Source organism: Carnobacterium sp. AT7 (assembly GCF_000171855.1).
GTDB classification, from domain to species: Bacteria; Bacillota; Bacilli; order Lactobacillales; family Carnobacteriaceae; genus Carnobacterium_B; species Carnobacterium_B jeotgali.
This window is the reverse complement of record NZ_ABHH01000001.1, coordinates 69968-85013: the sequence shown is the minus strand read 5'-3', so window position 1 is coordinate 85013 and position 15046 is coordinate 69968. Positions and strand designations below refer to the sequence as shown.

General features: G+C 30.8%; 15 protein-coding genes. 10 read left to right on the top strand and 5 right to left on the bottom strand.

Annotated features, from left to right (window positions below; all coding sequences use genetic code 11):
- Positions 1–37 precede the first annotated feature (37 nt).
- Both CAT7_RS00380 and CAT7_RS00375 read left to right on the top strand, forming a co-directional pair.
- Complete coding sequence (locus CAT7_RS00380; RefSeq protein ID WP_007720675.1) at positions 38–754, top strand: response regulator transcription factor; 717 nt, start codon at positions 38–40, stop codon at positions 752–754.
- Positions 751–2157 (top strand): sensor histidine kinase, encoded by a 1407-nt coding sequence (locus tag CAT7_RS00375; RefSeq protein ID WP_007720673.1) that lies wholly within the window; start codon positions 751–753, stop codon positions 2155–2157. Before CAT7_RS00380 ends, CAT7_RS00375 begins: the two co-directional genes overlap by 4 nt.
- An 84-nt stretch (positions 2158–2241) precedes the next feature.
- Here the strand turns inward: CAT7_RS00375 and CAT7_RS00370 are convergent, their stop codons facing one another.
- From CAT7_RS00370 to CAT7_RS00360, 3 genes are all read right to left on the bottom strand, one after another.
- Positions 2242–2808 carry a hypothetical protein gene (locus CAT7_RS00370; RefSeq protein WP_007720671.1) on the bottom strand — a complete coding sequence of 189 codons (567 nt, stop codon included), beginning with the start codon at positions 2806–2808 and terminating at the stop codon, positions 2242–2244.
- 30 nt (positions 2809–2838) lie between these two features.
- Positions 2839–3594 (bottom strand): hypothetical protein, encoded by a 756-nt coding sequence (locus CAT7_RS00365; RefSeq protein WP_007720669.1) that lies wholly within the window; start codon positions 3592–3594, stop codon positions 2839–2841.
- Positions 3595–3776: 182 nt separating this feature from the next.
- Positions 3777–5930 carry an LTA synthase family protein gene (locus CAT7_RS00360; RefSeq protein ID WP_007720668.1) on the bottom strand — a complete coding sequence of 718 codons (2154 nt, stop codon included), beginning with the start codon at positions 5928–5930 and terminating at the stop codon, positions 3777–3779.
- 291 nt (positions 5931–6221) lie between these two features.
- On the opposite strand from CAT7_RS00360, the gene CAT7_RS00355 reads away from it, so the two are divergent.
- Positions 6222–6860 carry a VanZ family protein gene (locus CAT7_RS00355; protein WP_007720666.1) on the top strand — a complete coding sequence of 213 codons (639 nt, stop codon included), beginning with the start codon at positions 6222–6224 and terminating at the stop codon, positions 6858–6860.
- Between the two features lie 368 nt (positions 6861–7228).
- Here the strand turns inward: CAT7_RS00355 and CAT7_RS00350 are convergent, their stop codons facing one another.
- Positions 7229–8338: a diguanylate cyclase gene (locus tag CAT7_RS00350; protein ID WP_007720664.1), complete on the bottom strand. Its 1110-nt coding sequence runs from the start codon at positions 8336–8338 to the stop codon at positions 7229–7231.
- A gap of 442 nt (positions 8339–8780) precedes the next feature.
- Here CAT7_RS00350 and CAT7_RS00345 point away from each other — a divergent pair, with 442 nt between their 5' ends.
- From CAT7_RS00345 to ybaK, 7 genes are all read left to right on the top strand, one after another.
- Positions 8781–9086, top strand: coding sequence for a hypothetical protein (locus tag CAT7_RS00345; RefSeq protein ID WP_007720662.1), 306 nt, complete (start codon positions 8781–8783; stop codon positions 9084–9086).
- A complete protein-coding gene (locus tag CAT7_RS00340) occupies positions 9087–9293 on the top strand; it encodes a helix-turn-helix transcriptional regulator (RefSeq protein WP_007720661.1) in 207 nt (68 codons plus the stop codon).
- Positions 9294–9466: 173 nt separating this feature from the next.
- Positions 9467–10378: an EamA family transporter gene (locus tag CAT7_RS00335; protein WP_007720659.1), complete on the top strand. Its 912-nt coding sequence runs from the start codon at positions 9467–9469 to the stop codon at positions 10376–10378.
- Between the two features lie 443 nt (positions 10379–10821).
- Positions 10822–10962 carry a DUF3953 domain-containing protein gene (locus CAT7_RS12655; RefSeq protein WP_081835490.1) on the top strand — a complete coding sequence of 47 codons (141 nt, stop codon included), beginning with the start codon at positions 10822–10824 and terminating at the stop codon, positions 10960–10962.
- A gap of 719 nt (positions 10963–11681) precedes the next feature.
- Positions 11682–12017, top strand: a complete 336-nt coding sequence (locus tag CAT7_RS00325) for a hypothetical protein (protein WP_007720655.1) — start codon at positions 11682–11684, stop codon at positions 12015–12017.
- 491 nt (positions 12018–12508) lie between these two features.
- Positions 12509–13687, top strand: coding sequence for a class I SAM-dependent rRNA methyltransferase (locus CAT7_RS00315; protein ID WP_007720651.1), 1179 nt, complete (start codon positions 12509–12511; stop codon positions 13685–13687).
- Between the two features lie 179 nt (positions 13688–13866).
- Positions 13867–14355, top strand: coding sequence for a Cys-tRNA(Pro) deacylase (gene ybaK / locus CAT7_RS00310; protein WP_007720649.1), 489 nt, complete (start codon positions 13867–13869; stop codon positions 14353–14355).
- 127 nt (positions 14356–14482) lie between these two features.
- On the opposite strand, the gene CAT7_RS00305 is transcribed toward ybaK, so the two are convergent.
- Positions 14483–15031 (bottom strand): 5' nucleotidase, NT5C type, encoded by a 549-nt coding sequence (locus CAT7_RS00305; protein ID WP_007720648.1) that lies wholly within the window; start codon positions 15029–15031, stop codon positions 14483–14485.
- Positions 15032–15046: the final 15 nt, after the last annotated feature.

Below are 15046 nucleotides of genomic sequence, written 5' to 3'. Positions count from 1 at the left end.
TTGAGTAAAGAAATTCTATAGAGGAAGAGGGCATTCCATGAATATATTAATGATTGAAGACAATCAATCTGTGTGTGAAATGATGGAGATGTTTTTCATGAAAGAAGAATGGAAAGCAACTTTTATTCAAGATGGCAAAGAAGGGTTAGATGCGTTTCTAAATGATTCTGGCAAATGGGATTTAGTTATTTTAGATTTAAATTTACCAAGTTTAGATGGCATGCAAATTTGTCGCGAAATGCGTAAGGTTTCAAAAATAATTCCAATCATTATGCTGACAGCTAAGGACTCTGAAAGTGATCAGGTTATTGGGTTAGAAATAGGAGCAGATGATTACGTTACAAAACCGTTTAGTCCTTTAACTTTAATTGCGCGTATAAAAGCTTTATATCGCCGTGCAGATCTGATTCGTGATGAAGCTGATAAACTAGCAGATAAAGCATATGAAATCGAAACGAAGTACCTTAAAATGGATAAGAGAACTCGTCAAGCGATTCTATATGATAAACCAATAGAAAGCTTAACTCCTAAAGAATTTGAATTGCTCTACACGTTAGCCAAAAGTCCAAGACAAGTTTTTTCTAGAGAACAATTATTAACAATTGTTTGGGATTATGAATATTTTGGAGATGAACGAACAGTTGATGCACATATCAAAAAATTACGTCAAAAAATAGACAAAACAGGACCACAAGTCGTTCAAACTGTTTGGGGAGTGGGATACAAGTACGATGATTCCGGAATTTCTTCATGAGAATGAACTATTTTTACCAGCAAATGCTAGCTTTTTTTGCAGTCGTAATGACAGTCTTAATCATATTAGGATTTTCTTTTTTGCAATTTGCCCGTAATACGGCCTATCAAAGTACAGAAAAACAATTATTTGGCTATGCTGAAGCCTTAATTGATGAGGATCTACAAACCGAGAAGATAGAAAATGGACAAATTATTTTGAAAAATCAAGGCGTATCAATTTTTGTATTTGATTATAAGGATGACATGATTTACCCGAGTACAACTAAGAAATACGTAAGCGGAATTTCGGATAGTGATCTGAACAAACTAAAAAATGGCGAACCTCTTACGTTATCACAAAGAAGTACGGACTTTTTTGGTAATCAAGTTGATACTGCCATAGTCTATCAACCTTTTTTCACACAAAGTACCGGTGATTTCTCTGGGTTTATTGCTGTAAGTGCGCCTATTAGTACAATTGAAGCTAGTTTAAAGGATATCCGAAACAATTTATTTAGTGCATTTATTTTTTCGATTATTGGAGCAACAATTGCGAGTTATCTTTTTGCTAAATTTCAAGTAAGCCGGATTAATCGTATTAGGAGCGCCACGCATAAAGTCGCCAGAGGAGATTTTAATGTCCAATTAGAAAACCGGGAAATGGATGAATTTGATGATCTAGCAGCTGATTTTAATAGTATGGTCGATTCTTTGAAAAAATCGCAAGAAGAGATTGAACGTCAAGAGAATCGTCGGAGACAGTTTATGGCTGATGCTGCTCATGAAATGCGCACACCTTTAACAACAATCAACGGATTATTAGAAGGTATCGAACACGATATGATTCCAGAAAATCAAAAACAACGGAGCATTCAATTGATGCAAAATGAAACACGTCGCTTGATTCGATTAGTAAACGAGAATTTAGATTATGAAAAAATTCGTTCCAATCAAATTATTTTACAAAAGCAAACTTTCAATGCCTATGAAGTGTTGGAAATGATTGTAGAACAATTAGAAGTAAAAGCAAATGAGTCAGGTAATGAATTGATATTAGATTGCCCAACAGACTTATTAGTGTTTGCCGATTATGATCGCTTTTCTCAAATAATTGTCAACATTATCCAAAATGCGATTCAATTCACCGATAATGGTAAAATTAGTATTACAGGATATTCTGATGAAAATGAAAGCATCATAAAAATCAAAGATTCTGGGATTGGCATGTCCGCTGAAGAAGTAGAAAGTATATGGGAACGTTATTATAAAGCGGACGTTTCAAGAAAAAACACCAAATATGGAGAATCGGGTTTAGGTTTAGCAATCGTTCAACAATTGGTAACACTACACGGCGCAAGCGTTACAGTTGAAAGCTTACCAGGAGAAGGGACGACGTTTACTTTATCTTTCCCATTTGAATAAATAAAAAGTATCAGAATGCTGAAGAGGCATTCTGATACTTTTTTGAGTTTCTAATTTCTGGTATAATTAGTTGATTTAAGTTGATTAACTAATTTTTTTTGTGGAGTAAGCTACAGAATCCATTCTAAGCAAGTTTTCAATAGGCAAGAGTCTTACATCAGAAGTAAGAATGATAAAAGAACAACTAGTTGTTCTTGCAAATTCACGGAATAAAAACAGCCAATCTTGCTTATTAGAAGCTGATTCATGGCTGAGCCAATGGTCTACTAAAATAACTTTCCGATTGCACAATACAGTTAACTTTAATTGCAATTGAATTGAAAGTGTCACTGGCAATGCGCTAAAAGGTTGGTTGGCCAAATAATCAGGTATTTTCAGTTCCTCTAAAACTTCACTTACGACTAAATTAAGTTTTCTTTTGGTTTGATTAGGTGCTAAAGATAAAATAACTAGCATATTCTCTCTAATCGACAGATAGTCAATAAAAGTAGTGTCTTCAGCAAGCAAGTGTGGAAAATAACCTAATTGCCCATTTAGACGACTTATTAATGAAAGCTGTTCAAATGGATTAGCTAAAAAAGTATAGATTGTTTTAGGTTTAATCAAAAAAAAGTCATTATTGTTGTTTTTTTTATAAAAATTGTTAAACATCATGTATCCTCCTTAGTAATGACAGATAGATTAAGAAAGTTTACTTTTTCTTAGTGATAAAACAATATAATTTGGAATTCCGATGATCATGGCACTATATAAGTTAAGCATGATTAGGATTAAACAGCCAATTAGTGTATTAGTTTGCGAAAATTTGTTGTTTATAAATTCGCCTTTTAAAAATGGATTAACATTGAAGCGTGTAAAATTTTTGCTTTCAAAATCCGATGAAATGGTTCCTTCTTGAGAAGATTGGATCGAGGAATAATCTTCTAATTTTGATTGTAAAGAAGTAGCTTCAATTTGTGTAATCTGATTCATTATAGGGATTTTAAACAAACTATAACAGGCAAAAATAAGCAATAAAACACAATTTATCAAAAGTAATTGTTCCATTATTAGCTGAGCCGTTAATTTATAAACGCGTTCTCCCAACAAAAGATAGGATTGGTATTCCTTTTTTCTAGCTTGACTCAACCATAACTGAATCATTAGTACGATAAGAGTACCTACAAGAATGATTGAAAAAAAAATGTATCTGTAGTTCACGATATAATGAGTTGTAATCGATTCTAAGATTTTAAATTGTCGACTGTTGAATGAGACCTGTTGTGAGTCTAAAGAGGCTATAATTTTAGTTAACTGGACATAAGAATCAGAAAATTGCTTTATCAATAAAGCAAAGATAAAGGCAAAGATAAAATAAACTAGGTAAAAGCCAATCATAAGAATTGAAAAATAAGGATGACTCTGCAAGTGACGGTAAGCACGTTTAGCAATTGGCACTAAGAACTCTCCTTTCAACATGGTAGTTGATTATTTCTTTATTGTAATGATTAAATATGAAAAAACTGTGAAGCAATTGATAAGAGGATATGTTAGTTTAACGAATCAATAAAAAAAGGTTGAGACAAGTGCGTCTCAACCTTTTCGGTTTTCTCTATATAAATTTGTTTAGTTGGTGTTCTTTATTCTGTGACTTCAACATCTGGTGTTTCTGTTTCAGCGGGTAGGGATTCATCGACTGTTCTAGGCTTATCCGTTAACTCTGGAGCATCTGTTTTATATAAATCAATAGTTGATTTGTTACCGTTTTGACTGTAGATGCTTGTAGCTTTAGTTCCTAAGCTTTCATTGATAGCTTTCATACGCTGTAATTGATTACGGTAATCATAATCAGCAGGATCTGTAGTAACAAGACCTTCTGGAGTATAAAAACGCAATAAATCACTTGTTAAAATACTGTCAGATAAACTTAATTGTGTAGTCACATCTTCTCTTAGTTGTTCAACTTCTGCAAGTACCTCTTCAGAAGGATCTTCAATTAGAACACCTGTCTCGGTGTCATAAATACTTGAACCATCGACAGTATATTTAGGACTAACAAAATTCCCATCACGGAAAGCAACGGTCTGATCATGGTTTGGAGACAATAAGTCGGTTCCAAGTAGAATATTATCTTTTGTCTCAACACCTAATAAGTGTAATAGAGTAGGAAGGCTGTCTACTTGACCACCATATTGTGTATTGATTTTTCCGTTACCTGATCCAGGGATATGAATCATATAAGGAACTCTTTGGAGCATCGCATTATCATAACTTGACCAAGTTTCAGGGTCTTTACCTAATAACGGAGCAAGTGTTTCGTTTCTTGAATTAGAGATACCGTAGTGGTCACCGTAAAGAACAATGACTGAATTATCATACAATCCAGATTCTTTTAAATAAGTAAAGAATTCTTCGATTGCTTGATCCAAGTAATGAGCAGTTACAAAGTAGTTATCAATAGTATTATCTCCAGTTGTTGCAGCAGGAAATTCTACATTTGCTTCATCTAATGGATAAGGGAAATGATTTGATACAGTAATAAATTTAGAATAAAACGGTTGTGGCAATTGTTCTAAATATTGGACAGATTCTTTAAAGAATATTTTGTCTTTCATTCCATATTCTAAGGTGTTTTCATCAGTGAAAGAATAGGATTCATCATCGAAGAAATAATCAATGCCCATTGACTTATATGTGTTATCTCTATTCCAGAAAGAACCAACATTGCCATGAAACATGGCACTCGTATAACCTTTTTCAGCACCTAAAATTTGTGAAGCAGATTGGAAAGTATTGCTTTCTCCAACTTGTGTAAAGGCTCCACCTTGTGGTAAACCAAATAGTGAATTTTCAAGTAGCATTTCTGAATCTGAAGTTTTTCCTTGTCCCACTTGGTGGAAGAAGTTACTAAAACTTTGGGTATCGTTATTGTGGTAAATACTATTAATAAATGGTGTAACTTCAAGAGATTCACCAGTTTCAGTTTCTAGTTTATAATCAATTAAAAATTGTTGGAAACTTTCTAAATGTAAAAAAATAACATTACGATCTTCGGCGATGCCAAACATTTCAGCATCAGCTTCAGCAAAATGGTCATTAACATAAGTTAAGACGCCTTCAATATCAGACTCATCTGCATTAGCTTTAACTTGATTCGCTTGAGCGGTTTGGTAACCATCATAAGCGGTAAAAAAGTTTAAACCAAGATATTTAACAATATAATTACGGTCAAAAGTACGTGCTAGTAATTGAGGACGGTCACTTTCAGCTAACGCCAGGTTACCAGCAAGAAGTGTGAAACCGACAATCGTAGCTGCAAAAGCATAACGCTTTTTGAAAGGACGTGTATCCAATGTTATTTTCTTAGTAGCTAGTAAAACAATCAAGAGTAGAATATCGATCAGAAAAAGAAAATCAGTTGCATGTAATAATGCAAACGTACTTGCACCTAATCCACCTGAAACATTGCCAGCTCCTAAGATAGTACTGACTGATAGGAAATCTGAAAACTCTCTATAATAGAGAACATTCGAAAAGAACAAAATCGACATTAAAGTGTAGACAACTATCAAAGCAATATATGCTTTTTTTGAGCTCTTGAAGTAAAGAGCGATTGAAAATAATAGGATAGTTGTAGCAATTGGATTAATCAATAAAATAAATTGCTGCATGATTCCTTCTACACCAAGAGAGAACTCTGCTTGATACCCTATATATGTTTTAATCCAAAAAATGATTACAGCTAGAGAGAAAAATCCTAGCCTAGTTTGTAATAGTTTTTTTATGTTATTCACTGTTAAATCCTCCTTAAATAATGACCACAGTTTGTATAGTTTAATTGGAGAGATTTCAAGTAAGTTGAAAGTCTACCTTAATTCTACATCATTCTATATTTTACAATTAATTTACAACATAGTCAATTTTGCTCACTTAATTCGGGGGGATGATTTTCAGTCTAATATCTATGTATACCAAGGATAGTTGAGGAAAAAGTAAATTTTAAGTAAAATTTAGATACTTCGCACAAACAATTTTTTAAGAATGGGGTATAATAAAATGCAGTGATAAATGAGGAGGATTATTTAATGGTATTTTTGCAACCCCTCTTTGAATGGATTGAATCAATGTTTGGTGAAACAATCAATCATTTCCCTTTAATAGAATTAATTTTTTACAGTATTGACCAAACACTTTTCTATTTTATCTTTTGGTTCATAGGGCGTAGTATCATCCTTTATGTAAAAAAAAGGAAAAACAAACCAATAAAATGGCGAAGAGAAATAATTTTTAATGTTTTTATTTTCTATGTCCTTCTCTTGATTCATTTAACAGTCTTTCGTGAGGAGAATTCGATTGATAACGTATCAATCGTTTTACGTCCTTTAAGTGAAATTAATTGGATCCCATTCGTAGAGACCGCTAAATTGACTCAAGGAACCTCGTTGTTTGATTATTATTATAATCTATATGGTAATATTCTGTGGTTTGTTCCAATGGGATTTGGGGCAGCTTATTTAATGAAGAAAAAACACTCTTTTTTACGCGCATTATTTATTGGAATCGCCGTTTCATTTTCAATTGAAGCCATGCAATTTCTTTTCTACACAGGTATTTCAGATATTGATGACTTGATTTTTAATACACTTGGAACGATAATCGGGATTGGTTTATTTGAAATCAGTCAATGGGTATACAAAAAATGGCAAATAAGAAAAACACTTTAAAAAAGTGAAGTTATTTGAATTTTTTCAAATAATCGTATTTGCACTCTATTTGAAAGGCACATGCTATAGACTCATATCAGATGGATTGCAAATGATTCCAGACAAACAGATCAAGATGTTCCTAAAGCTGCAACTGAAGAGAAAATCAGAATAGAACAGTCACAAGTAAAAAAAGTTCTTTAGTCGTCTATTAAAAAATGAATAGCCGATTACAAGTATATTTGAAGTGAAGTTGTGTATTGCAGATCAAAATAAAAAAATAACCTTAATTTAATAAGGTTATTTTTTTATTTTATGTATTCTTTCTTTTACTATTATTTACATAAGACAACGTTTATATGTAAATAATAGTAAAAAGTTTAACATCGTTAATTAGAAACAGAATCAATAACTTGAGAGTAAGAACAAACCTTATTTCGGCCACTATTTTTCGCTAAGTAAAGAGCTTGATCCGCATGGTCATAAATGTTGTCGAATTTTATTGTCGTATCATTGTAGGTTGTAATACCAATAGAAATGGTAATATGAATAGATTTGAATCCGTTCTGTAGGATAAAAAAAGAGTTCTCTACTATTTTTCTTAATGCATTTGCTTTTTCATATGCTTCTTTATGGTTACAGTCATTGAGTAAAACGGAGAACTCTTCTCCACCATTTCTAGAAATAATATCATTAGAATTTTGACTCATTTTTAAAATTTCTGCTAATTTTTTCAAAACTAAGTCGCCCTCTAAGTGACCATACTGATCATTTACTTGTTTAAAATGATCAATATCCAAAATCATAATCGAAAAATTTTCATTCGATTTTTCTAATTTATTTTTTGCTTTATTAAACTCAAATTCAAAACTACGAACATTATTTAGACCAGTCAATGGATCCGTACGAGAATGATATCTATTTTCTTTGAATATAATCTCAGTTTCAGTCAAGTAATCCATCATATAAACAGAGATGAGTCCCCCTAAAATACAGCTAATCCAGTAGGTTGATATTAAAAGTAAATTAAGTTCTTTGAGGTCTATAAGAATAACAGTCAATACTGTATAAACAGTATTGCTCAAAATGAGCATAACTGTAATGGAAACCCAACGATTTTTAATTTTTTTAAAACAATAATAAAAAATCATCCATGATGCAAGAATGAAAATAATATTACTAACTGAATATGCGTTTATACCTATCATAAATCTTGCAAAAATAATTAGAACAGCTGAACTAAGGACAGATAACCAATTTCCATAAAGAATAACTAACATGAATGGAACAATCCGAAGATCAATCATAGAATTTGTGCTAGCTTTAATACTAAAGTGCATTAAAATAGCAGCTAGAAGTCCGCTTAATACACCAATTACAATAGAGGTACTTACAGTTTTCATTTCGAAAGATTTTCTTTTAGCGAGTTCTTTATACAAAAACAGTGCAGTAATCAACACACATAAATTCAGAAAAAAACCATCATAAAATGATAACATCTTAATTTTCTCCTTTCTCTTCCTTTAATTTTTGTTTAGCTAAGACTACATATTCAGTTAAAAAATAGTTCCACTATTTAATTAATCAGATTCTTTTTAAATTTTTACATTTACCTTGTTAATAACAAATTTCGGAGTAGTCATGTACTTTTAGAATAGCTGATATAGTGTTTGTTTCGTATTTTTATTTTCTGTAGTTATTAAAAATTTAAGAACCCACGTCCTTTATACTAGTTTAAACAAAATGAAGTGCATTAGATAGACTAATAGTAGAAAATTTTCTAATATAATTAAATTTTTACACATTATTTTAAGTAATTTTATTTGTTGGTTAAAATATAATTAATTTCCTGAATATGTAAAAAACTTTGGACATTCTTTTGTTGTATGCTAAAATAATAATGTCAAACAGATTTGACATTATTATTTAGGAGGAATTTAATTGAACACACTTATTTTTCTATCATTTTTAATCTTTTTACTTATTAATGCAATTCTTATCATTCTTACCCTTATATCTTTACCAAAACTAGGTGATGAAAGAAAAAACTTTATAAAAATGAAAGCACAGTCGTATACATTCACAGTCGTAATCGGTATAATACTCATTCAAATTATAAAAAATACTTACCAAATCATTTGGAGAAATGGAGTTTTTGAAGGAATCAATCCATTGTCCCAGCTTACTACTATCTCTATTATTTATTTAATTTCATTATTGTTTTTCAAGAAGAAGTATGGTGCTTAAATGGAAAATCATATAAAAGAATTAAGAAAAATAGCACAATTATCCCAAGAAGAACTAGCTAAAATTTGCAAAGTATCTAGACAAACCATTAACGCTATTGAGAATGATAAGTATGATCCAACTTTACAATTAGCCTTTAATATAGCCTCAGTATTAGGAACAACGATTGACAATCTATTTATCAATAATGAAATAGTCAAAAAGTAGAAGGAACTGTTTTTATCATATATCTTAATAAGAAAGAGAGAGGAAAAATGCTTTCTTTTTCCATTAAAAATAATCAGGAAAATAAAAAGAAACGCGTACATTCAAAATTCTTAATATATGATTCTATCTAATCTCATGTATTAAAATACGCCAAAATTCAAAGAGGAGTAAGTATGTTTTATTTAATGTTAGCTATTATATGTAGTGCGTCTATTGCTCTTATGTTTAAATATACAGAAAATTCAAATGCAAATAGATATGTAATAACAAGTGCCAACTACTTTATCGCGGTTGTTATTAGTTTAGTTATGATTTTTTCTAACAAGCTATTTACTGGTATGACTCGTGAAATACCTTTTGCAAAAGATATTTCACTTCTATCCAGTAATAATGACTATATTTTAACTCCTTATTCCAGTATTTTATGGGGATTAATGGTTGGAGGAATATTCGGGTGCTTCTTTTTTCTTTCATTTGTATACTATCAAAAAAGTATAAAGGAAAATGGTGTAGGAATTTCAGGTACGTTTGCTAAACTCGGGATATTGATTCCAATGATTTTTTCAATCGTTATATGGAAAGAATTTCCTTCTACCACTCAATGGGTGGGAATTGCACTGTCTTTAGTTTCTATATTAATTGTTAATCTATCACAAAAGTCTCTTGAAAAATTTGATATTAAACCTACCATTATATGTTTATTTTTCTTTGGGGGTATGGCGGAGTTTTCAAGTAAAATCTATCAAAAGTATGCCTTAAATGATTATAAAGATGTCTTTCTTTTTGCATTATTCTTCGTGGCGCTCTTATTAAGTATTTTCTATACGGTTAGAAAAAAAGGAGCAATAACGAAAAAGGATATCCTAACTGGTTTTGCAGTAGGGATACCCAACTTATTTTCTTCTTATTTTTTAATCCTTTCATTAACTACTTTGAAAACTTCTGTAGTATTTCCAATTTATAGTGCCGGAAGTATCGTATTAATTAACATAGCTGGATTTTTTATCTTTAAAGAAAATATCACTAAAAAAAATCAGATAGCAATTATTTTAACTGTAGTAGCCCTTGTACTTATTAATGTATAATTTGATCAATAAAAAGAGCCACTTTAGATAAGAAAAAATTAAAAAAAGCTCAAAGTTTATTAGATAGTTTAATTTCTTTGGTATGACTATTAGCTCTACTATTGCAATACTAATTAGTATTATTTTCCATAAAACCCTACTTCAAACATTAAACAGTTAAAAGCAGATATTTATCAGATGAAAATGAAATTTAATACCATCATTAAGTAATGATTTCAGGGGGATTTAGGCGTTGAGTGAAATGAGAACTGTCTTACTTATTTATTGAATGGTAGAATTCTCTTATACAGATCTATTTGTTAGGTTATTGTGAAATCAGACTATAAAATAAGAAAGAAGGTTTTGTTCTGTTAAAAAAAATTACATATGTTTTATCAGCATTTGTTATTATCAGTGCATTATATGGACTCACTACAGGTACTAGCTCTGGATCACTCTCCATTATGTTATTCTTTTTAAGTTTATTGTCATTAGTTAGAGGAATAGAATCATTTCAAAAAAACAACCAATTAAGTGGCTGGATTAATATAGCAGTCTTTTTATTTCTTCTATTTGTAACTTTTCAAACATCTTTAGTATATTAGTGAAAAGCTTTTATCTTTTGAAATTTATTTCATGAATTATAGTTGGAAATTACACTAGTAATGAAATGATTATGTAGTAATGGATTTTTTTATGATTTCAATAATAAGGATAGATAACTCATGTTAAAACGTGTAACCGTTATTTTTATTTCTTCAAGCTTTTTATTTGTCTTATCAGAAATAGGGATTTATATAATTGGAAATATGATCAAGATTAAGAGAGAAGAACGTTTTTCAATACATACTCAATTAATGAGTGTAATAAAAAACAAACCAAAACAAATAATTTTTTATTTATTATGAACTAATCTACTATTTTTATAAAGTCCTCTATTAAGAGCTAACCCAAAATAGACTGTTACAAATTAGTGATTTCGGTGATCTTCCCGTGTCATTTATAAGTATCTAGCAATTCGATATTATAAAATGATTGTCTTAGGAGAATATAAATGATTAATTTCAAAAAAATATTGTACTAGCCCTAGCCTTATCTACTTTGCTATCAATTGGATGGAACCAAACAGCTAAAAAAGAAGAGGATAACTATTATTTTTACGCATTGAATTATATTGAAGGTGGTTCTTGTAAAACAAGTATTTACTTCTTTGTTTTTCCCATTTTTAAGTAAAGTTCCTTGCCTACGAATCAAGAACCTAATATGCGGATTTAAATATTTTTATAAATAATTACAAAATGAAAAGGTTTGAAAGGAGTTTAATATGTTTAATTTATTCGATTACGGTTGGCTTAATGTGGGTAGTTTAATTCTTGGATTAATTGCCTGGATTATTCCTACTGTTAATATTATGCGGCGCAATAAAAGAGGGAATAATCATTCAATCCCGACATTGTTAAGTATGAGTTCTTGTGCAGTTGCTTTGTGGTTTCAATTATCCTATAACATCTATTTAATTGAAATTAATGATTATTCAGCTCTTTTGGATACGGTAAGCACTTTAAAATGGGTCGCAGCAATCCATGTTTTTGTAACGATTAGTTTGAATGTCATTAGCATAGTTTTGAATAGAAGGGTCTTATCAAGATCATTCCGTTAGTTTGATAAATATAGTTTGCACAAATTGGAGAAGTGAAATGGTAAAAATATTCGGAAAAGAATGGGAGATAACTGCTCTTTTATATGGAATTACTTTTGTATGCAGTATTATCATTATAGTTTTGAATATCTTGTCTTTCATTTTATCAAAGAATAGTATTTTTAACTTAAATATGTTGACAGGAATTCTGTTATTCATTTCTTCTTGGCTAAATTTCAAAAAAAGAAAAAAGAATGACAAAGACTAGAAGCAATCCTTTTTATGTGTTAGAATAATCCATATTTTGTAGTGTATCCATTGCTCTTAAGTTTAAATAGATATGTAATAAATCTATTTTATATGAAATAGTTCTGTATGGTACAAAAGCAGTTAGTGAAGAATCCATCATTATTTATCCAAAGCTGTGTTTTTCTTATTTCTCTCACAGCTTATTTAACTCGTACTTATGGTATAATAAATAAAATAATGCAAAAAAAGGGGTATATATACTAGTGGAAAAATATAAATTAAAAAGACGAGCAACACAAATGGTTCGAGATGGATATCCGGTACTCTTAAAAGAAGATTTTGTTAAAGAACCGATTGAATCTGAAGGAACAGTAGTTGAACTTTTAGATGATAATAAAAAATTTGTTGCACGAGCTTATCTGGCTAAACAAAACAAAGGTGACGGGTGGATTTTAACGTTAAATGAAAACGAAAAAATCGATCAAAGTTTCTTTGAGCACTTATTTAAACAAGCTGCCGCAGAACGAGTTAGTTTAAAAGAAAATGAACAAACAACTGCTTATCGTTTCTTCAATGGTGAAGGTGATGGACTAGGCGGATTGACTATTGATATGTATGCGGACTATTATGTCTTCTCATGGTACAGTATAGGAATCTACAAACACCAACAAACGATTTTAAAAGCTTTTTTATCAGCTGTTCCAAATGTTAAAGGTGTTTATGAAAAAATTAGATATCAAAGCAAAACGAAACCAGAAACAGATCACATCTATGGCGAAGAAGCACCAGAACCGTTATTAATTAAAGAAAATGGGATAACTTATGCTACTTATTTAAATGATGGATTAATGACTGGGATTTTCTTAGATCAACGCAATGTTCGCAATAGTATTCTTGAAAATTATTCAATGGATAAAACTGTATTAAATACGTTTAGCTATACTGGAGCTTTTTCAGTTGCTGCAGCAATAGGTGGAGCGAGCCATACAACGAGTGTAGACTTAGCTAATCGCAGTCTAGAAAAAACAAAAGAACAATTTGAAGTGAACAATTTAGATCCTGAATTGCAAACAATACGTGTGATGGATGTCTTCGATTACTTTAGATATGCGATTCGCAAACAATTATCATTTGATACAGTTATTGTTGATCCACCAAGTTTTGCTCGTTCGAAAAAAAGAACATTCAGCGTGGCTAAAGATTATACAGCACTTTTAGAAGACATCATCGACATTACAAATGAAGATGGCGTAATCATTGCTTCAACTAATGCTGCAAATATTTCAACTGAAAGATTCGAGCAATTCATCGAAAACGCATTCGACAATAAAGGTATGTCTTATCAAATTTTAGAAAAACATACCCTTTCTGAAGATTTTAAAATTAATCCTCATTATCCACAAAGTGACTATCTAAAAGTCTATGTAATTCGTAAAGGTTAGTAGTTTTATACTTTTAGTTTAGATAGATGTATCTAATTAATTGCTTAAGACGATACTAGGGCTTTCACAAGGAAATTCAGCTATTCCGCAAGAAATTTTTTGAATTAGCCATACTATTTGACAAAAAAAATAGGTGAACAAGCTGAATTAAACTACTTTGAAAAGAAAGTAGGATACAAATGAAAAAAAATAAACTACAAAAGACCAATGCTATTAGATTATTGGAAAGCAATAATATTTCTTATCAAACGTATGAATTCCCTTGGAGTGAAGATCATTTAGGTGCTGAAGCAGTCTTTGACCACTTAACAGTACCCAAAGATTGGATTTACAAAACACTGGTAATCACTGGCGACAAGACAGGTGTGATAGTAGCGTGCATTCCGGGGACCAGCGAACTTGATTTGAAATCGTTAGCTAAAGCGAGCGGAAATAAAAAAGTTGAATTGCTGCCTTTGACAGACTTAGAAAAAACGACAGGTTACATTCGAGGTGGTTGCTCTCCAATCGGAATGAAAAAAGTTTTTCCAACTTTCATTTCGATCAAAGCTGAGAAAATGGATAAAATGATTGTTTCAGCAGGAAAAAGAGGCATGCAAATCGAAGTAAATCCAATTGATTTACAAAAGCTGATCAAAGCTGAATTTGTTGCTATTGAAGCAAATTAAAAGTAGAAAAAAAGCGTTAAACCATTTTTTAAAATGGTTTAACGCTTTTTTTTTTTTTACATTTTTGAAGCATTCGCAATAGGTATTGATCAACTTATTTTAAGAAAAACTAGCAAATAAATTACTATTAATCTTTAATCGACAAAAAATAATCACGGATGTCTTTCCAGTTATTCGCACGAATATAGCGTTCTTCAGTATCATTTAATGAATTAACAAAAAGGATCCCAGTTCCAGAAAAACGGTCTAATTGACGAATAGAATCATCAATCAAATAATCTGTGTGAACGATGCTTTTATCCCCACAAAAAATATAATGCTGAGGATCAATAAAATCAAAATGTTCTTGTAACCACTCATATTTAGCAGTAAAAGTCTTAGGCACATCCATAGCCGCTGTGGCGATGTATAAATCATATTTTTCTGCTAGCTCACGTAAGACAGACTGGCTGTCTTTCATGACTGGGATATTTCTGAAAAAAGTATAATTATTAATCAAAGGATAGAGCTCTTTTATGGTCGTTACTAAATCGAAATTTGGATTCTCAGCTAGGTAATCTTCAATCGTTTCAAAAGACAGATTGTACTCCTTTTTGAATAATTCAACAAAACTAATTTCCATATCTGCAATTACTTGATCCATATCAATCGCAATTTTCTTTTTCACTGCAACCATCCTTTCGCATTTCAA

Bases quoted from the DNA above. Each gene is read 5' to 3' on its own strand.
- CAT7_RS00380 (WP_007720675.1), top strand. From the start codon at position 38: ATGAATATATTAATGATTGAAGACAATCAATCTGTGTGTGAAATGATG.
- CAT7_RS00375 (WP_007720673.1), top strand. From the start codon at position 751: ATGAGAATGAACTATTTTTACCAGCAAATGCTAGCTTTTTTTGCAGTC.
- CAT7_RS00370 (WP_007720671.1), bottom strand. From the start codon at position 2,808: ATGTTTAACAATTTTTATAAAAAAAACAACAATAATGACTTTTTTTTG.
- CAT7_RS00355 (WP_007720666.1), top strand. From the start codon at position 6,222: ATGGTATTTTTGCAACCCCTCTTTGAATGGATTGAATCAATGTTTGGT.
- CAT7_RS00350 (WP_007720664.1), bottom strand. From the start codon at position 8,338: ATGTTATCATTTTATGATGGTTTTTTTCTGAATTTATGTGTGTTGATT.
- CAT7_RS00340 (WP_007720661.1), top strand. From the start codon at position 9,087: ATGGAAAATCATATAAAAGAATTAAGAAAAATAGCACAATTATCCCAA.
- CAT7_RS00335 (WP_007720659.1), top strand. From the start codon at position 9,467: ATGTTTTATTTAATGTTAGCTATTATATGTAGTGCGTCTATTGCTCTT.
- CAT7_RS12655 (WP_081835490.1), top strand. From the start codon at position 10,822: ATGTTATTCTTTTTAAGTTTATTGTCATTAGTTAGAGGAATAGAATCA.
- CAT7_RS00325 (WP_007720655.1), top strand. From the start codon at position 11,682: ATGTTTAATTTATTCGATTACGGTTGGCTTAATGTGGGTAGTTTAATT.
- ybaK (WP_007720649.1), top strand. From the start codon at position 13,867: ATGAAAAAAAATAAACTACAAAAGACCAATGCTATTAGATTATTGGAA.
- CAT7_RS00305 (WP_007720648.1), bottom strand. From the start codon at position 15,031: ATGGTTGCAGTGAAAAAGAAAATTGCGATTGATATGGATCAAGTAATT.